Below are 19471 nucleotides of genomic sequence, written 5' to 3' on the forward strand. Positions count from 1 at the left end.
GAACGTTGAATTCGGATATTGTATTGGAACGTTGAATTTGAGATCGTTCTTATTCTTAAGGCACACATTTTCCGCCTCCAAAAGGAAGAATTGATAACCTGAATAAGTATATAGTTATATAATTTCATGATGCTGAGTGATAAAACTTATATTTTCTTTGAGTTATAATTATATTTGATTTGAGCAATAAAAATTGTATTTTTGATTCCGTGCATCAATCAAAAACATCAGGATAGCTACCAAATACAGGATAGCTACCAATCTGGTTAATACAAAACATTCGATATTTAAGGAGAAAACATTGATGGACTTCATATCTAACTTGTTTGGTAAAGATAAAACTCAAAATCTTTTTGAAGCTTCTAAGATAGGGCAGATAGAAAATGTAGAAAAACTTTTGAAAAGCAATAAAGTTGATATTAATTCGCAGGACACATATGGTAAAACTGCTTTAAATTATGCAGTGAACAAAGGGTACAGAGACATTGTAGAATTGCTTATTAAAAGCGGTGCAGATCTTAATATTCAGGATGAAAACGGGGATACCGCCTTAATTTCTGCGGCAAAGGCCGAACGTGGAGACATTGTAGAATTGCTTATTAAAAGTGGTGCCGACCTTAATATTCAGGATGGAAACTGCGAGACTGCTTTGAAGTTTGCGGTAAAAGTAGGATACAGGAACATTATTAAGCTTCTTCTTGAGAGCGGTGCCGATCTTAATATTCAGGACAAAAACGGCGAAACAGCTTTGATTTCTGCTGCAAATCGGGGGCAAAAGGATATTGTTGAGTGGCTCATTAAAGGTGGAGCAGAAATTAATATTCAAGACGAAAATCTTAACACTGCTTTGATTGCTGCAGCAAAGATTGGACATAAAAATATTGTTGAGTTACTTCTTAAAGCCGGTGCTGATCTTGATCTTCAGGACAAAAATGGCAATACAACTTTGACTTATGCGGCAGACAGAGGATACAGAGATATTTTAGAATTGCTTCTTGAAAGTGGTGCCAGTCTCGATGTTCAAGAAGAAAACGGGCTTACCGCTTTGATGCTCTCAACACAGGCCGGGGATAAGGATATTGTTGAGTTGCTTATTAAAAATGGTGCCGACCTTAATATTCAGGACGAAAATGGCAATACTGCTCTGGATATTGCGACAGAAATGGAGTTTAACGAGATTGTTGAATTGCTTCTTCAAAGTAACGCAAGTTTCAGTTCCTGATTTGTTTAGAAGGATTAACTAAATAGCGCTGTTACAGTGAGAAATACACAAAAATAACTGCAATAGAATAAGGCGCTTATCAGAAATCATTGGCTTATCAGAAATCATTGTAATTTTTGTTACAGCGAAGAAAACCGGAAAAGCCCTCGTATAATTGATATACCATCGTGACAATCCTTACTGCTATGAATGACAGTGAACCAGAAAATTCAGCTTTGCCTTCTCACTTAACTGACCGCGTAGCCCGCGAAAAGGCCCTTGCCAAAAATCTTACTCCAACTTACGAATCAGCTACTTTTTCAAATCCGGTCCTTGACCAGTTCAGGGGACTTATGCCTGATTTCAATAAACGTCTCTCGTCTGATAGGGATCTTGGACTCTCTTCTTCTGATCATCTTCGCCTGAGTTCGGAAACTCTTCCGAGGCTTGTTTCCAGCTCCGTTACCGGAATCAAATCTGCTGGTCTTCTGGAGTCCATACCCAAAAGCCCAAAGATGCCTGTAGGAAAAGGGCTTGAGGTCTTCCCTGACCTGCCTGGAAGAATGCTGACAGAATCAAGAATAAGCTCTCTAACGCTTAGTGCAGACCTTCCTATGTCCCCTCTTGCAAGCAGGCTTTTAACGCTCAGGCAGACAGATAGGTTAAATGACATCAACAAGAACAGAAAATAAAAGAAAGGACTGAAAAGATAAGGGAAAATATATTTTTTTCTTTTTTATTTAACAATCCGTATTTTATTTGAACAATCCGTAGTTATTTAATGAAAATAAGTAGTTGTATTTTGCCCTTTTTTTAGAGTGTGTTTTATAATTAAACCGGATACCTCAATTAGTAGAACTCATTTACTTTTTGAGGATAATTGGTTTTTGAATGAGTTCAATATAAAAAAATGTTTTATTGAATTTGGCAGTGTCTCTAATTTGCTGTAAATTTGAAGTCAAGTTCTTGCGTACTATGTAGAGAATTGATCTTCCAAGATGGAATTTTCTACTCAATAACTTCTTGAGAGTTATTTCTTGAGAGTTATTTCTTGAGAGTTATTTCTTGAGAGTTATTTTTTGAGAGTTATGATTTTACATAAAAATTGGCACACTGCCTAACTTGATATTGTCAATGTAAGATAAATTAATAACTTGGAATAAATTTTATCTATTTTTTATATATATTTTATGGTTAAGTTCTCAAATTTATTTTGAAATAACTTAAAAATTCTCCAAAAGGATAAATATTTTCAAGACAAATATTACAAAAAGTTTCTGAACGGATATCTATATATAGTCAACATTAATATGTTTACTTAGAACTCTTGACAGTGAAATTAATTGAATATAGAGCCTGATTCAAAGCAGGCGTTATAATGTCGAGTTTCACAAATAACTTTGAAACCTCCTGGAAAGCAGTCTCAATAGCTTTTCTCTGAACAGGTAAGTTCACTGAGAAAGATTTGATGAATGCAGCCGGAGTAAACATAATCGAAGTTGAAAAACCTGATTAAAGAGCCGGAGTAAACATGATCGAAATCGAAAAACCTGATTAAAGAAAGGAACCTGGAAAACCTGTTCTTTCAAGCTAATACAATTATTCTCATTTCATTTTCATTTCAACAAAGGATGAACTCTTGGCCAAAAATATCAAACTTGCCAAATTGACACTAAATATGGAATTGAATAATTCAATTATGAATATAAATTTTCTAGTTAGCTTAATTATATTTACTTTAGGAGATAAAGTATGAAAGAGCTATTATTTAATCCAAATTTGTTTTTCAGTGAAAAGTCAAAAAAGAAGGTCAGTTTCAAATATCCTGTACTGATAGTACTTATTATTTCCATACTTCAAATAGGTTCAGGTATTCTAATGATGAATAAAATGAAAGAAATCCTGCCTTTAGATGGAAATTCCTTTCTGTCTACTGCTGTGACGTTAGGTAGTGTCATTGTGGGTCTCTTTGGAACATTCTTATACTGGATCATATTGGCTGGGATTTTCTACCTCATATCATTTTTATTTCATCCAGATGGTTCTTTTAAAAGGACTCTGGAGTTTGTAGGCTATGGGTTTGCTCCACAAATCCTTGCAGGGATTGTAAATTTAGTTGTTATGTACTACATACTACCCTCAGTACCGATCTCATCACAAAACCCTCAACTTTTTTCAGAAAGTTTCGCACAAGCATTGGTGAATAATCCTCTCTCTTTGGCAGCGGAAACATTTGTAATGTTATGTTTCTTATTGTCTGCAAACATTTGGGTATTCGCACTCGTACATGCACGCAATATGTCAACAAAAAATGCTATCCTTACTATCGGCGTTCCTGTAGGCCTGACTCTTATCTACCAGGTTTATTCATTAATCGGAGGATTGACTTGATACGAAAAACAATGATAAGATCAATAGCAACTTCGATACTGTGTATATTTCTTATAATTCCAGTTGCGGGTGATACTACTGTAAGGCCAACTGTTCAAGTAACCTGCCAATCCGATCCTCTTTCCCTTTTTCCAGAAGATAACGGAACTGTCACCGTATCCCTTAAGAATATGGCAACTGGAGATGTTTACGTACAGGAGGATAGTAAAACCTTTGATATGAATGCCTATATTGTTAGTGCATCACTTATAGGAACCAATGACATAGAAGTAATGGATAAAGGTTATTCAAACATAGGCTTGATAGGACCTGGAGATACGCTAAATTTAACTTTTAACATTAAAGTCAAAAAAGAAGCATCCAGTGGCACACACTTCCTGAACTTTGAGTTAATAGGGGGAAGTGATATGTACGATTTAAATTATAAAATTCCAATAAAAATTGATGACAGGAATGCACAACTTGTTTTTTCGAATCTTCCTTCAAGTATGATAAATGAAATTTCGACTGTTACGGTAGATGTAATAAATCCACGTTCTAGCGATATTAAAGATGTCATTTTAAGCCCTTCATGTGAAGATGTTCTTATTTATCCGTCCAATATTTTTGTCGGAACTATTCCTGCAGGAAATAACTCAACCGTTGAATTCACAGTAAATACGGTAAAGTCAAGCCCAGGAAATAAAAAAATAAAATGTTTGATATCCTATTTTAACGGAGATAATCATCATACGAGTGAAACAACAAGTACAAACCTAGACGTGATCTCGAAACCAACACTGACTTTAACAAACATCGAAGTAAATAATCTGGGAAGTAAATACACAGTTAGTGGAGAAATCAACAATATTGGGTTAACTGATATGAAAAACGTCATGGTTTCCTTAATTGATTCAAAAGGAATCAACTCCACAAAACCCTACCCAAGTTACTTTATAGGCAGTCTTGAGAAGGATGATTTCAGTAGCTTTGAGTTATCAGCATTTGTATCTCCCGGAACTCCAGAGATCCCTTTATTAATTGAATTTAGAGGTACTGACAATGCTTATACATCAATTACAAAATCTGTATATTTAGATTCAAAAGAATCATCGTTTCAAACTGACAAAAAGGCATCATCTCCTCTCCTTATAGCCATTATTATAATTATGTGTATTGCGGTTTTCGGAATTATCGGATATTCCTGGAAAAAGCAAAAGAAGATGAACAAAGGGGAAGGCGAGAGTTGAGTTTTTATGGCTGATCAAGTTGTAGAATTGCAGGAAATCGCAAAAACATATGCTCTCGGCCCAAATTATATTCATGCACTTAAAGGCGTGAATCTTTCGATTAAAAAAGGAGATTTCCTCACGATTATGGGTGCGTCTGGCTCAGGAAAATCTACTCTTCTTAATCTCATAGGGTGCCTTGATACTCCAACAAAAGGGATTATAAAAATAAATAATATTGATATCTCAAAACTTGATGATGAACAATTGACAGCTATTCGTAGAAGTAACATTGGATTTATTTTTCAACAATTCAATTTAATCCCGACTCTTACAGCATTGGAAAATATTGAATTACCGATGGTATTTAGTAAAGTTTCGGAAGTAACGCGACAAAAAAAAGCATTATCGTTGTTAGAAAAGGTAAATCTTGATTCAAAGTATGCAACTCATAAACCTTACGAGCTTTCAGGCGGACAACAACAAAGAGTAGCAATAGCCAGGGCTCTTGCTAATTCTCCGTCTCTACTTCTTGCAGATGAACCAACAGGCAATCTAGATACAAAAACGGGAAGAGAAATCATGGAATTACTAAGGTTTCTTAATCTCAATGGAACAACATTGGTTGTAGTAACACATGATCCAACACTTATGCATTATTCAAATAGAAACGTAAAACTCATTGATGGTGAAATATCCAATGAAAATAGTTAAGCAGCCTGGCAATATTTATATTCAACTTGCAAAAAGGAATTTGGAGAGAAGAGTTGTACGTACTATTCTTGCAGCAATCGGAATAATTATCGGGGTCTTTGCGATATCATCGATGGGAATTCTTGGAAATTGTCTGAAAGTTTCTGTTTCTAATTCCTTTGAAGACTATAATAATGAGATAGTAGTCTATCCGGCAGGTGGAGAAACATCTATCACCGAAAACCAGGTAAAACAACTAGATAAAATTAGTGGGATTGAAAGTGTCTTGCCTATCTATTCCTCAGGTACTAAAATAGAATACAAAGACAAATCAATGTATGGTGCTGTATATGGAGTTGGAAATGAAGATTTGACTACTCTGGCTGAGATAGATAATGGAAAAATGCTCAAAAGTAGCTCCACAGGTTGTGTAATAGGGCAGGAACTTGCAAACTTTCTGGATATAAAAGTGGGTGGGAAAGTAACATTAGAAGATACAAAGTTGAAAGTAACTGGTATTCTCAAAAAGCGAGGTATGAGTCCTGACGTTAGTGTGGATAATTCAATTTTTGTTAACCCCGAAGTTTACAACAAAATATTTACTGACAACAATAATGAATATGATTTTGTGATAGTTAAAGCTAAAAATGTTGATGATGTAGACAGCGTGGAAAATTCAGTTAAAAAAATGCTCAATAAGAAAGATGACAAGGTTTTTTTGTCTTCAGTAAAAAATATGTTAAGTGGTGTTGAAGACGCTTTGAGATATGTTTCTCTATTTTTGATGGGAATTGGTTCTATTTCTCTAGTTGTTGCCAGTGTAAGTATTCTAAATATAATGTTAATGTCAGTTACAGAAAGGACAAAAGAAATAGGTATAATGAAAGCTGTCGGAGCATCTAAGAAGGATATAATGAAAATGTTTGTTTTAGAGTCTCTTATTCTTGGAATAATAGCCAGCTTCATTGGGGGAATATTAAGCTTAGGTGTAGTATTTGTTATAACAGATTTAATATTAAAAGATGTATCTTCGTTGTTTGATCGAGGTGTCTTTTTGTATATAGTTGGAAGCATTGGATTTGGAATCATTACCAGTCTTACCGGTGGAGTTTACCCGGCATTGAAAGCCTCAAAAATGAAACCTATAGATTCACTTAAATATCAATGATTTTAGGACTTACACAGTTGAGAAACAAAATCAATTACAGTAAAAAATCAATTACAGTAAAAAAGCAATTACAGTAAAAAAGCAATTACAGTAAAAAATCAATTACAGTAAAAAATCAATTACAGTAAAAAATCAATTACAGTAAAAAATCAATTACAATAAAAATCAATTACAGTAAAAAATCAATTACAATAAAAAATCAATTACAGTAAAAAATCAATTACAGTAAAAAATCAATTACAGTAAAAAATCAATTACAGTAAAAAATCAATTACAGTAAAAAATCAATTACAATAAAAAATCAATTACAGTAAAGACCGTAGTGTCGAGTCAATCATCAAAGATTCACTGATCCCAAATAATTGCAATCGATTTTATACGGCATTTTGTGTTTGACTCGACAGTAGATAAAAGTCACGTTTTAAACAGTAAACGGTCTGATGCTGTTGATTTTTCAGTTCAACTGCGTAAATCCTAACCCTTTTTAGAAATGGGTTACCTTAAATGGGTTACCTTAATACAGATGAGTTACCTTAATACAGATGAGTTACCTTAATACAGATGAGTTACCTTAATACAGATGATTATCCCTAAGAGACTTACTGCCATTGCAATAGCAATTATGAAAATTATCAAAGCGAAATTATTCTTCTCAAGCATATCATTGTTCTTATACTCCATATTATTGTATATGTGATTACTACTTAAAAACTTTACAATTTTCATGTAATTGACATACAGAAACGTCGTGAATTAGCCTTTAATTTATTTTTGAAGATTGCAAAATTTATTTAGAAAATTTTTTCATTTTTGCTTATACTATAATGCGCTTAATTTTTTTTATTTTTTAGGCAGCTTAGATGTCTGCTTAGCTTAAGTGCCTGTTTAGCTTAAGTGCCTGTTTAGCTTAAGTGCCTGTTTAGCTTAAGTGCCTGTTTAGCTTAAATGTCTGCTAGCTTAAGATCCTGCTTTTTTCATAGCCTTCTGAAACTTCTCGATTCCAGAATCAAGTTCTTCATCTGTAATAACCAGCGGTGGAGAGAAACGAATTACCGAATCCCCGCAGGGGAGAAGCAGAATTCCTTCTTTAAAGGCTTCCCTTAGAATTCTGTCCCTTCGTATCGGGTCTATTGATTTATCAGGTTTTACAATCTCGACTCCAACCATCAGGCCGAGGCCGCGTACGTCCCCAATGCATGGAAAGTTTTCCTGAAGCTCCCTCAGGCGTTGCTTCATCTGGGAACCAAGCTCCTTTACTCGGTGCTCAATATTTTCCTTTTCCAGAAACTCAAGAGACGCAAAAGACGCGGCTGAAGCCAGAAGATTTCCTCCAAAGGTGTTTGAATGAACACCCTGTGGCCAGTCCATAAGCTCGCGATCTGCAAGTATTGCTCCCAGTGGAAGCCCTCCTCCAAGAGCTTTTGCAAAGCATGAGATTTCAGCTTTGACCCCAAAATTTTCCATTGCAAGGAAAGGTCCTGTCCTGAAGCAACCTGCCTGGACTTCATCCGCTACAAGTAGAACATCGTTATCAGTACAGATCCTCCTCACTTCTTTATGAAACTCAGGAGGGGGGACGATATACCCACCTTCTCCCTGGACCGGTTCCACGAAAACTGCGGCAGTATCCGTCGGGCTCAATTCCCGCCTGAAAATCAGGTTTTCAAGCTCTTTTGCGCACTCGATCCCGCAGGAAGGATACTCGAGTTTAAAGGGGCAGCGGTAACAGTAGGCATAATGGGAATGAGCTGTGTGAAGCACAGGAAAATGTTCCTTTTGCCTGGCTTTTGAGCAGGTAAGAGAAAGGGAGCCCAGGGTCCGGCCGTGAAAGGAGTTATAAAATGAGATAAGGCCCTGACGTTTTGTTTTCCAGAAGGCAAGTTTGATTGCAGCTTCCACGGCTTCAGTCCCGCTGTTACAGTAAAATACTTTTGAATAGCCTGAAAGGTCTTCTAACTTTTTTGCAAGCTTTACAGGAGGTTCGGCAAAGAAATCTCCATATCCGCAGTGAGTCATTTTTTCAAGCTGAGATAAGATTGCAGCTTTAACCTCAGAATTGGAGTATCCTGCATTCATAACAGCAATTCCTGCAACCAGGTCAATGTATTCTCTTCCGTCAACATCCCTGATTACGGAACCCTTTGCGCTGTCCACAACCAGAGGATATGGACGAGCTGTACAGGCTGATGTTATTTTACAGTCCTGTTCGATTATCTCCCTGGCTTTCGGGCCAATGGTATTAAACGTTCCTGCCTCATGCTCAAAAAAATCAAAATACTGTCCCGCTTCCATTGCTTTATTTTTTCCCGGCTTTTCCACTCCCTGCACCGTTTCAAATTCTTCAGTTTTCTCCTGAGCCAAAATTTATTCCTCCCCAGTTTCTCCATGCTCTCGAAATTTACTCCTATGAATTTTATTCCGCTGAATCTATCTGAGCTTTTTGCAGCCTGCCGCTGTAGTCTATATACACAGCTTTTACCTCGGAAAACTCCTTGACAGCCTCGGTACCAGCTTCCCGAAAACCATTTCCTGTCCCTTTGACCCCTCCAAAGGGGAGATGGACTTCGGCTCCTATTGTAGGAGCATTAACATATGTGATTCCGGCTTCGATTTTTTCGATTGCCCTGAAAGCGTTTCCTATATTCTCAGTGTAGATTGCCGAAGAAAGCCCGTATCTGGTACTATTCGCAAGTGTGATCGCCTCTTCAAGGTCTGAAACCGTAAAGACCCCGAGTACTGGCCCGAAAATCTCTTCCTGTGCAATTCGCATGTCTGGCCTGACATCCGTAAATATTGTGGGCTCGAAGAAATAGCCAGGAAGCCCGAGATCAATTCTGTTTCCCCCGTAAAGAAGAGTTGCTCCTTCTTCTTTTCCTATTTTCACGTATTTTTCGATCTTCTCAAGCTGAGCTTTGTTGATTACAGGTCCTATATCCGTCTCAGGCAGGAGTCCTTCACCTATTCTAAGAGCTTTTGCTTTTGCAAGCAGCCTTTTTATGAATTCATCCTTTATCTTCTCATGCAGAATCAGCCTGCTCGTAGCAGTACAGCGCTGTCCTGTAGTCCCAAAAGCTCCCCACAGCACACCTTCAAGGGCCAGTTCAAGGTCGGCATCATCCATAACAATTACCGGGTTTTTGCCTCCGAGTTCCAAAGAGACTCTTTTCATGGTTTTTGAACACTCTTCCATGATCCATTTTCCGGTATCAAGGCTGCCTGTAAAGGAGATAGCCTTTATGTGAGGGTGCCGGACTACAGCTTTCCCAACAGTTCCTCCGGGCCCTGTTACTAGATTTATCACTCCGGGAGGCAAGCCTGCTTCACTAAGCACCTCTATCAGCTTGAAGGCAAGCAGAGGCGTGTCACTTGCGGGCTTAAAAACAATCGCGTTTCCAGCTACAAGGGCTGGCATAATCTTCCACGCGGGAATAGCAATCGGAAAGTTCCAGGGAGTTATTAAGCCAACTACCCCTATCGGCCTGAGTACGGTCATGCAGAACTTTTCCTTGAGTTCGGAAGTCGTTGTCTCCCCAAGCATCCGCCTTCCTTCCCCGGCGGCATAATTTGTGATATCAATGGCTTCCTGTACATCTCCCCTTGTCTCAGGCAGCACCTTTCCCATCTCTTCTGTCATAAGGACGGCAAGTTCTTTCTTCCTTTCCTGTAAAATCCGGGCTGCCCTGAAGAGTACTTCAGCTCTTTTTGCAGCCGGGACCTCGTTCCAGAGCCTGAATCCTGCTTCAGCAGCCTCAACTGCCCTGTCCACGTCCTCAGGTCCAGCGACCTGTATTGTTGCCAGGCTTTCTAGAGTAGCCGGATTTAGATCTTCAAAAGTCTCTCCGGTTGAAGAGGCCTTAAATTCTCCCCCTATAAACAGCTTGTAATCCTGAACCATAAGATCCCCATAAAGGCATGAATATACAAGGAAATAAATATATTCCAGAAATCTTTTGTTACAGAAGGCTTTTTCTGACCTGCTGAAGAATCCTGCTTCTTATTAAGCAAGTCAAGACTAAATAAAAATATAAGTTGAGAAATATAGTTGCATAGTGTTAAATACAGTTAAAAGAAGCTAAATAAAATGTGGTGTGTTATATATTATGCTCTTTAAAAGCCTGCAATGAAAAATCCAAAAACCGACAAAATCCAAAAACCGACAAAATCCAAAACCGACAAAATCCAAAAATCGACTTAGCAACAGCTATTGACAGATATAAACATTTTGAATATGGTTGAGAACTAACGCAGGGTTCAAAGCTCTTACTCTATTCTTTTTAGTAGCTTGTATTACTACTGACAGCCTGCCAGATTCTCTTTGACAGCTCGGAATACTGAGCTTTTGGGTCCCCTATTTTCTGAATAAAGGAATCTGCACCATTCTCAATTGCCTGGTGCATAAGTTCGTCTTTACTCACACCTGTGAACAGGATAAAGGGAGTGTCAATCCTTTTGTCACGGATAGTTTTCAAAAACGTGATGCCATCCATTAAAGGCATATCATAGTCTGAGACTACCACGTCATAGGAGTTTTTCTCCAGCCTCTGAAGGGCTTCCCTTGCAGAGTTTACAGTATCCGAAGTTATATCATGAAAGACTTCTAAGAAAGTCTTTGATAGCTCCAAAAACAAAGGGTCATCATCTACAAGCAGTATTTTCACGGGATCTTCTCCTGAGGTTATTATCTTGTAACCTTCTTGTGGATCATCTCACCACTTACCATCTCCTATGTACCAAAATGTCACCCACAACTACCAATAATTACTATTAGTATAAATGTCTTAATTAATATAAAAAGTTATCTTCTTTACTTCATAACTAAGAATTTATGTCATTCGGTCTGGCCTGAAACATTCTTGAAGGAAAAATACAGGTATAAAAAGAAATAGAAAAGTATTTCTCAACAATGTAACGAATAAAAACAAAAATGGAGAATAAACAACAGAAAATAATAAAAATAGACAATAAAGAATAATAATAATAATAGACAATAGAGAATAATAAAAATAAACGAATAAAAGGGAGTTACCCCTGATTAATAAAACTATCCAGTTCCTTTTTCAACATCTGGCTAAGGATTTTTCCGTCAACAGTGCCTCTGTATTCCTTCATGACAATGCCCATGAGGGGACCAAGAGCTGCCGGGCCTTTTTCCTTGATAAAGTCTCCTCTTTCCCTGACGGTTTTCTTGATGAAGTTTTCAACTTCTTCTGGGTCAAAAGCACTGAGCCCGAGCTTTGAGATCGCTTCCTGAGTGCTCAGTTCAGGCTCTTTTGCAAGAGCGGCCAAGAGGTCCTGAATTGCTTCCTTTGCGATATCCTGATTTGAAATAGCTGCAAAAAGCCCTTGGAAATGCTCATCCGTAAGGTTTTCAGTCTCTACACCGTTTCTCCGGATTTCCGGAACGATCCCGACAAGAGTTCTAGCGATGAGGGTTGAGTTTACGTTTTCATCTTTCCCGTAAGTCTCGATCAGCTCCTCAAAGAGAGGAAGATGCTTTGAATAAGCTATTTTTTCAGCAAGCTCTTTATTCAAGCCGTTTTCAGAGATAAAACGTTTCGCCCGTTCAGTAAGGAGTTCGGGAACCTCAATTGAATCGAAGTATTCCTGTGATATTTCGATTTGAGGCACATCGGTTTCAGGGTACATCCTTGCAGCGCCAGGTAAGGGACGCATATAGGCGGTGTTTCCATCGGGAAGGGCTTTTCGTGTTTCTTCAGGAATTCCTTCCATGGCTTCTTTTGCCCTTTGAATAACCGCTTCGATTGCGAGCCTGGCTTTCTCGGGTTTGTCCGCAACCATTATTACGGCGTCTCCTGCAGACGCGCCTATCGCATCTCGGACAGTCTTGACTTCTTTTTCAGTTATCCCGTAGTTTGGAAGTTCGTCGGTGTGGAAGATTCCTCCAACGCCCGCGGTCTTTGCCCGGTCTGAAAATTCGGTTCCGAGTCTTCTTCCTGGCTGCACTTCTTTGCCTACAAGCCCATCGAATTTCTTGAGAAGGGCTGCAAGGACTGCGCCTTTTTTCACGCCTTTTTGCAAGACCTTGGATTTCGTGTCTACGAAAAGCCCTGTTATGTCATAGATTTCTTCGCAGACAAAGGCTTTTCTTTCTATAAGTTCCTGCCTGATAAAAAGAAGATTTAACTGTCTTTCAACTTCCCTGCGGACAATATCTTCTATGAGGTCAAGTGCCTGTACGCCTTTAATTTCAACTCTTGCGCCTTCGGCAATTGAGATATTTACATCCTGCCTGATCGTGCCAAGTCCTCTCTTTACTTTTCCTGTCGACCTGAGGAACATTCCTATCTGCTCGGCGACTTCCCTTGCGTGACGAGGAGACTTGATATCCGGTGCAGTCGCGATCTCCACAAGCGGAATTCCAAGCCTGTCCAGGGAATAAATAATCGAATCCCCTATTTCCTCTACTTTCTGAGCAGCTTCTTCTTCCACGCAGAGGCTGTCAATTCCGCAACGCCCCTGGGAGGTTTCAATAAATCCGTCACTTGCGAGAAAAGCAGTCCTCTGGAACCCACTTGTGTTAGACCCATCTACCACGATCTTTCTCATAACGTGCATCTGGTCGACAGGCTTCATGTTGAAGAGTTTTGCAATCCCGAGAGAAATGCCCAGGGCTTCCTTATTGAGTTCTCTTGGAGGCTCTTCATCATTCTCTATGAGGCAGGTCGTATCATAAGCCTTATAGATATACTTCCTCCGTATCTTAGTCTGCTCCACCGCAGCCCTGTCTTTTTCTCCCATCTCGCTTTCCGTAGCTCTGAGATACCTGAAAAACTCGAAGTCCGAGTCCTTGACATCCCTTATAAGGGTCGGACACCTGCAGAACAGTTTCTCCTTCGAATCTAACTGCTGGTGAATTTCAAGTCCGGCTTTCAGCCCAAGTTCACTATAATCATATTTTTCCATATTTTCACCCGAATCTAAGCAGGAAGCGCCTCAAATTCTCTTTAATTTTACTTGAATTCCCTTAAACGTTCCTTGTAAACTTTCCTAGGATTCTCTGTAAATTTTACTTAATTTTACTTAATTTTTCTTAAACTTTCTTTATTTTCCCTTCAGCCCCTTTTAATTCTCTTTCAAGTCCTATCGTTCAAATCCAGCTCTTTTTGTTCTCCCTTTAGTTTTAAGCTCTTCGGCTAATTACTTCCTCTCTTCTTTTATAACCTTTTTGCGCCCGATTCGTATCCTTTTCATATTGAATGGAAATTGAGGAATTTTCACTCAATATGGAGAGAATACTTTCATTCTTTTTAGAGCCATGAATCTTAAGTTTGTTTTGTTCACCTTTGAATAAGTTGATTTCATCTCGAAGCTTCTGGATCTCTGCTTTGAAGAATTCAATCTTTTCATTCTGTTTTTCAATGGTAGAAAACAAAATGTGAAAAGCTTTGGCATACCTTTCATCTTCAACTTCATCCGTATTGGTGTCCAGAGAAGCCAGAGATTGTTGTAAAGCTTCAAGTTCCATTTTTTTGGCTCTTCGCTATTTCGAGTGGGAAACTTACATTTAGCTCCTGAATATTGAAGTATGAATATTGAAGTATGAACATTGAAGTATCATAGATAAGATATGAAAATAGTTGTTGTTGAAAATCACATTTAAAATTGATGTTTTCATATTTGATCTGAATACTTTTTAACTAAACAATTATTTTTAACCCATACAAAACAGCGAAGAGCCAAATTTTAGAATCTATTTTTGATGTCTTTATACTCTATGAGTTCATCCCAAAACTTGAAATTTGCTTTTTGGACCTTGTATTTCGAATAATCAATAAAGCTTATGATCATAGGAACAATTCTGAAAATTCCCAATGATCAAGAATAAAGTAACTTTTGGGATAGGCACTATTAAAGACGTAATCCCCTATAAAAAAACCCTTCCTGCTATAAGGTCAGGTACTATGGTTCGAGTTTTCGGACGCACTGTTCACTTGCAGAAAAAATAGAACAGAGTGTTGAGGTATATGATTCTTTTTTAGCGGGTACTGATATTGATAAGCCCGAATATCTGGTCGAACTGCTTATACAAGGAAGCAGAGCTGTGAAAGAATATATCAGCAAAAAGTTAAGGCTTGAGATGAACAGAGGAAGGGTCGGACTGGTTCCTATTTAGGAACAGTTTTCCTGACTAGAATCATATATGTTTGTCTGTAATTTCAAGATTGACTGATCAATCAGTAACTTTAAATAATTAATGTACCTATTAAGCTATGAATAGAAAACTCAATGATTCATTGAGATTAATATTGTAGATCTTGAATAGTAAAGTAAGAATATACAAAATCAGCAAAAATCTGGATGGGCTATTTTCAGAAGAGGCGAGCCTGTGAGATCTTTTACATCTGAAGAAAGAGAGATCATAAGAAACAAAATCATAGATAGAGGAAAAGAATGTTTTGCCATATACGGAATAAAGAAAACAAGCATTGAAGATCTTACCAGAAACCTTGGAATTGCAAAAAGTTCTTTTTACTCTTTTTTTAACAGCAAAGAAGATCTTTTTCTACAGATATATACGGAAGAGCGAGAAGCCTTAAAGGACAACTTATTAGAAAATTCCTTTCTGAAATACAGGAAGGAACCTTATAAAGCGATAAAGGCTTATCTGCATTATGTACTGGATATTGCGAATAACCACCCTGTCTGGAGAAAAGTTTACATTGAAAAAGAGCACCTTGAGCTGACGATTTCCCGATCTTCAGAAGAAAAAATTAAAACTATTCATAGAGAAAACGTAAAAATGATTTTACCTTTTTTTGAAGAGTGGGCAGCCGCGGGTCTTCTGATAGACAAAGATGCCAGGATTCTTGCTGAAACCACATATACGGTTCTTTCCCTTATCCACTTAAGGAATGAAATTGAGGATGAGGATTTTCAGGATATAATGGATATTCTTATTGATCTTCTGGCAGAAAATATAACAAAAAAGTAAATATAAAACTATTGATAGGATTAAATAGTGAAAAGTTTCCTGAAAAGGAAGATCTTTTCAAAAAAAACAACATACTTCCGTAATAAATTTAGGGGAGCGTATTAATGAAACATATAAAGTCTGTTTGTCCAGAATGCAAAAAAGTTCTTGATTCCACTATATTTGAAGAAAATGGTAAGATAATGCTGAAAAAAACTTGTCCAGAACACGGGACCTTTACGGATGTCTACTGGTCGGACAGCAAACTATACGACAGGTTCAGACGCTATTCTTATGTCGGTAGTGGAGTTTCAACCAATAATGGGACTCTTTCTTCCGTTGGCTGCCCCTGGGACTGCGGAATTTGCTCCAAGCACAAAACCGGAACTCTGCTGGCAAACATTGACGTTACAAATCGTTGTAATCTCAGTTGTCCGGTATGCTTTGCTAATGCCAAAGCAAGTGGCTTTATATACGAGCCAGATTTTGAACAGATAAGGGAAATGATGCTGAATCTCCGAAATCAAGAACCTGTTCCCTGCTATGCCGTCCAATTTGCTGGAGGAGAGCCTACGGTCCGGGAAGACCTTCCGGAAATCATCGAAACAGCTCAAGAACTTGGGTTTTCACAGATTCAGATTGCAACTAATGGTGTCAGGCTCGCAAAAAGCCAGGAATACTGTGAAGCTTTAAAGACCTCAGGGCTCCATACTGTATATCTATCCTTTGATGGAGTCTCTAAGGAACCATACATAGAAAACCGAGGATTTAATGCCCTTCCTATAAAACAAAAAGCTCTTGAAAACTGCAGGCAGACAGGTCTGAATAGTGTTGTGCTCGTGCCCACCCTGATAAAAGGTGTTAATGATCACCAGGTTGGAGATATTGTCCGCTTTGCGGCTAGAAATGAGGACGTCGTGAGAGGTGTAAACTTCCAGCCAGTAGCATTCGCAGGCCGCATTGATCAAGCCATGAGAAAAGAACAGAGAATAACAATTCCCGATCTAGTATCACTCCTGGAAGAACAAACCGAAGGAGATATTCCCAGTTCAGCCTGGTATCCTGCATCTGCCGCAGTCCCCATCATCCGCTTCGTGAGCGCAGTGCGAAAGGTTCCACTTCCCGAGTTTACAATTCACCCTCACTGCGGAGCTGCCACTTATATCTTTGAAAATGAGGGAAAGCTAATTCCGATAACTGATTTTGTGGACGTGGATGGGTTCCTTGAGTTCCTTGAGAGCGTTACTCCAGAATTTGAAGGGCAGGGTTCTAACGTAAAGAAACTTGCAAAAGTTCTTTATCATATTCCGCATTACATCGATGAAGCCAAAGGCCCAAAGGATCTTAAGATAGTCTCCCTGATAACGAATTTTCTTAAAAATGGTACAAGAGAACATGCTGCCCAATTCCATCGAAAATCACTTTTCCTCGGAGCTATGCACTTTCAGGACCTCTATAACCTGGATCTGGGAAGGGTTGAACAATGCGGAATCCACTATGCTACCCCGGATGGCAGGATAATTCCTTTCTGCACTTATAACAATTTTCACAGAGAAGGAGTAGAAGCAAGGTATTCAAAACAATATCGGAAAGATATAGAGGTTGAGAAGAAAACCCTGGACGTTCAGGAAAGAGAAGCAGCTTGATTTTTCTTAAAAAGGAAAGCATGATACTTTTTATTAAAATATAAAAATATAATACAGAGAGGTGTAATACAAAATATTTATATTAGAGAAAAAATTAACTGAAATAAATTTTTATACCGAATACATGATCCAATAGAGCCAATAACTTTAACTGGACAAACACATTATTGTGAAAACTATTCGGAAAAGTAACCATACAATGGGTAAATCTTAATTTAATCGGATCTTTCCGAGGAAGAATTTAGATATGAAAATTGGACCTCAGAAAGTCGAAAAAAGATTCATTGACCGAAAAAATAAAAGTTTAAAAATATAATAATTAAAAAAGAACTTTCAGGACTCTATTGAAGTAATCAGTAGAAATAATGTGGCATTATACTGTCATGCTTTTCGGTCCATGTCACAATATTTGCAAGAAAGAGGATGTCTACTGATTAAGCATTATAAATTAATTTTAAAAGGTACAGGTGAGCTGGTGAGCCTTAAGATAAATAGATACAAGTGTGGATACTGTGGTGCCTGTGTGGGAGTCTGCCCTAAGGGAGCACTCGAACTTGTAGAGACCTGGGTCGAAGTAGACGAAAGTACGTGCATTACGTGCGGGATATGCGATCGCATCTGCCCTGTAGGAGCAATTGAGGTAATGAAATGAAGGACATGTATGATGTTTTAGTGATAGGTGCCGGTCCTGCAGGTTCCATTGCCGCCAGAACCGCAGCTGAAAAAGGGCTGGATGTACTTTTAATCGAGAAACGTCAGGAGATAGGTGACCCCGTACGCTGTGCCGAAGGCGTGAGCAAAGTACATCTCAAAAAATATGTGGAGATTGACAAGAGATGGATTTGTTCTGACCTTAATGCTTCCCATATTTACGCTCCAGACGGTACAAAGATAGAGATGGCAGAAGAAATCGCTGGTGGAGAAGTAGGTTACGTCCTTGAGAGAAAAGTGTTTGACCGGGCTCTTGCAGAACAGGCTGCCGAAGCCGGAGCGGAAGTGATGGTAAAAACCAGAGCAACTGGTCTTATCATTGAAGACGATTTTGTCAGAGGAGCCAGGCTCATGCATCTTGGAAAAGAATATGATGTGCGGGCCAGGATAGTTATAGGTGCTGACGGGGTCGAATCAAAGGTAGGCAGATGGGCAGGCATCGATACTTCTTTAAAACCGATAGATATAGAGACCTGTGCCCAATATCTGATAGCTGGAGCGAACATAGACCAGCACCACTGCGAATTTTACATAGGTAATGAAATTGCACCTGGCGGTTATATATGGGTCTTTCCGAAAGGCGGCGGAAAAGCCAATGTAGGAATCGGAGTTTTAGGGAGCAAGACTGGAAAATTCAAGCCAAGACCTGTAGACTATCTTAACAGGTTTATGGAAAAGAAATTTTCAGATGCCAGGATAGTCGAGATGGTTTTCGGAGGAGTTCCGGTTTCAGGTAGCATTGAGAAAACTTCCACTAACGGGCTGATGCTAATCGGAGACGCTGCCCGCCAATCTGACCCTATCACAGGCGGTGGAATTCTTAACGCAATGAATGCTGGAAAGATTGCAGGAGAAGCTGCATATGCAGCTATATCCGCAGGAGATGTTTCCCTCAAAAAACTCGAAGAAGTTTATGAGAAACCATGGAGAGAAACCATGGGTCACGACATAAACATGAGCCTTATCGTAAAGAATTGCTTTATCAATCTAAGCGACGAGGAACTTAATTCTCTTGCTTATTCCCTGAAAAATGTAAAATTCGAGAGAATGAGCCTTCTTGACCTGTTACAGGCCCTCTTTAAAGCCAATAAAAAACTTCTCTGGGACCTTCGAGTACTTTTTAAAGATGCCGCAAAAGAAGTGGTGAAAAATAAGACGTAACGCAGAGTAAATTCAATGAGTAAGATGTAACGCCTGGAAGTCCAGGCACTTTCTTCCATTTATTAGCTTCTTTTTTTAGTTACCTTACAGGAAATTATCTCACCTCAAGTCATCCAAAAACAACCGTTGAGCCACAACCGTTGATTTGGTTGATCACGCCGTATCAAGAAGCTTTTCGGTCAAGCCTTTTTTCAAAAGGGTTGTGCCACAACCGTTGATTTGGTTGATCATGCCGTTATGACTTTTTAGATTTAGCAGTAGTTTTTCGGTCAAGTTTTTTTCAAAAAGTCCTCGGTCAAACATTTTTTAAACTGACTTGTGCTGCATGATCCAAGAGAAATTTGAGTAAATTAGTTCTCC

The 19471-nt window shown here is 38.6% G+C and carries 15 protein-coding genes and 2 pseudogenes; 11 read left to right on the forward strand and 6 right to left on the reverse strand.

What is annotated here, in order from left to right; genetic code table 11:
• Positions 1–208: 208 nt before the first annotated feature.
• The 6 genes and pseudogenes from MSBRM_RS06595 to MSBRM_RS06620 form a co-directional block, all read left to right on the forward strand.
• Positions 209–1222 (forward strand): annotated as a pseudogene (locus MSBRM_RS06595) (ankyrin repeat domain-containing protein); the annotation flags it as partial.
• Between the two features lie 167 nt (positions 1223–1389).
• The gene (locus MSBRM_RS06600; protein WP_048118676.1) at positions 1390–1893 is read left to right on the forward strand and encodes a hypothetical protein; all 504 of its coding nucleotides are present in this window, start codon (positions 1390–1392) and stop codon (positions 1891–1893) included.
• A gap of 1060 nt (positions 1894–2953) precedes the next feature.
• Positions 2954–3592 carry a YIP1 family protein gene (locus MSBRM_RS06605; RefSeq protein WP_048118673.1) on the forward strand — a complete coding sequence of 213 codons (639 nt, stop codon included), beginning with the start codon at positions 2954–2956 and terminating at the stop codon, positions 3590–3592.
• Positions 3589–4821 carry a COG1361 S-layer family protein gene (locus MSBRM_RS06610; protein ID WP_230669079.1) on the forward strand — a complete coding sequence of 411 codons (1233 nt, stop codon included), beginning with the start codon at positions 3589–3591 and terminating at the stop codon, positions 4819–4821. Before MSBRM_RS06605 ends, MSBRM_RS06610 begins: the two co-directional genes overlap by 4 nt.
• A 6-nt stretch (positions 4822–4827) precedes the next feature.
• Positions 4828–5514, forward strand: a complete 687-nt coding sequence (locus tag MSBRM_RS06615) for an ABC transporter ATP-binding protein (RefSeq protein ID WP_048118670.1) — start codon at positions 4828–4830, stop codon at positions 5512–5514.
• Positions 5501–6661, forward strand: a complete 1161-nt coding sequence (locus tag MSBRM_RS06620) for an ABC transporter permease (protein WP_048118667.1) — start codon at positions 5501–5503, stop codon at positions 6659–6661. Before MSBRM_RS06615 ends, MSBRM_RS06620 begins: the two co-directional genes overlap by 14 nt.
• A 957-nt stretch (positions 6662–7618) precedes the next feature.
• Here the strand turns inward: MSBRM_RS06620 and MSBRM_RS06625 are convergent.
• From MSBRM_RS06625 to MSBRM_RS06645, 5 genes are all read right to left on the reverse strand, one after another.
• Positions 7619–9022: an aspartate aminotransferase family protein gene (locus MSBRM_RS06625; protein WP_141706494.1), complete on the reverse strand. Its 1404-nt coding sequence runs from the start codon at positions 9020–9022 to the stop codon at positions 7619–7621.
• A 52-nt stretch (positions 9023–9074) separates the two neighbouring features.
• A complete protein-coding gene (locus MSBRM_RS06630) occupies positions 9075–10556 on the reverse strand; it encodes an aldehyde dehydrogenase family protein (protein ID WP_048155119.1) in 1482 nt (493 codons plus the stop codon).
• A 379-nt stretch (positions 10557–10935) separates the two neighbouring features.
• A complete protein-coding gene (locus MSBRM_RS06635; protein ID WP_048118660.1) occupies positions 10936–11319 on the reverse strand; it encodes a response regulator in 384 nt (127 codons plus the stop codon).
• Between the two features lie 364 nt (positions 11320–11683).
• A complete protein-coding gene (gene gatE, locus MSBRM_RS06640) occupies positions 11684–13585 on the reverse strand; it encodes a Glu-tRNA(Gln) amidotransferase subunit GatE (protein WP_048118656.1) in 1902 nt (633 codons plus the stop codon).
• A 217-nt stretch (positions 13586–13802) separates the two neighbouring features.
• Positions 13803–14147: a hypothetical protein gene (locus MSBRM_RS06645; protein ID WP_048118653.1), complete on the reverse strand. Its 345-nt coding sequence runs from the start codon at positions 14145–14147 to the stop codon at positions 13803–13805.
• A gap of 423 nt (positions 14148–14570) precedes the next feature.
• On the opposite strand from MSBRM_RS06645, the pseudogene MSBRM_RS19265 reads away from it, so the two are divergent.
• The 5 genes and pseudogenes from MSBRM_RS19265 to MSBRM_RS06665 form a co-directional block, all read left to right on the forward strand.
• Positions 14571–14795, forward strand: a pseudogene (locus MSBRM_RS19265) (2-phospho-L-lactate guanylyltransferase); the annotation flags it as partial.
• A 213-nt stretch (positions 14796–15008) separates the two neighbouring features.
• A complete protein-coding gene (locus tag MSBRM_RS06650) occupies positions 15009–15614 on the forward strand; it encodes a TetR/AcrR family transcriptional regulator (protein WP_048155122.1) in 606 nt (201 codons plus the stop codon).
• Between the two features lie 104 nt (positions 15615–15718).
• Positions 15719–17239 (forward strand): tetraether lipid synthase Tes, encoded by a 1521-nt coding sequence (gene tes / locus MSBRM_RS06655; protein WP_048118650.1) that lies wholly within the window; start codon positions 15719–15721, stop codon positions 17237–17239.
• Positions 17240–17714: 475 nt separating this feature from the next.
• Complete coding sequence (locus MSBRM_RS06660; protein ID WP_048118647.1) at positions 17715–17891, forward strand: 4Fe-4S binding protein; 177 nt, start codon at positions 17715–17717, stop codon at positions 17889–17891.
• Positions 17888–19111, forward strand: coding sequence for a digeranylgeranylglycerophospholipid reductase (locus MSBRM_RS06665; protein WP_048155125.1), 1224 nt, complete (start codon positions 17888–17890; stop codon positions 19109–19111). The genes MSBRM_RS06660 and MSBRM_RS06665 overlap by 4 nt, the downstream gene beginning before the upstream one ends.
• A gap of 153 nt (positions 19112–19264) precedes the next feature.
• On the opposite strand, the gene MSBRM_RS20155 is transcribed toward MSBRM_RS06665, so the two are convergent.
• Positions 19265–19414: a hypothetical protein gene (locus MSBRM_RS20155; RefSeq protein ID WP_155400460.1), complete on the reverse strand. Its 150-nt coding sequence runs from the start codon at positions 19412–19414 to the stop codon at positions 19265–19267.
• Between the last annotated feature and the right edge of the window lie 57 nt (positions 19415–19471).

The sequence above is a fragment of the Methanosarcina barkeri MS genome (assembly GCF_000970025.1).
Taxonomy (GTDB): Archaea; Halobacteriota; Methanosarcinia; order Methanosarcinales; family Methanosarcinaceae; genus Methanosarcina; species Methanosarcina barkeri.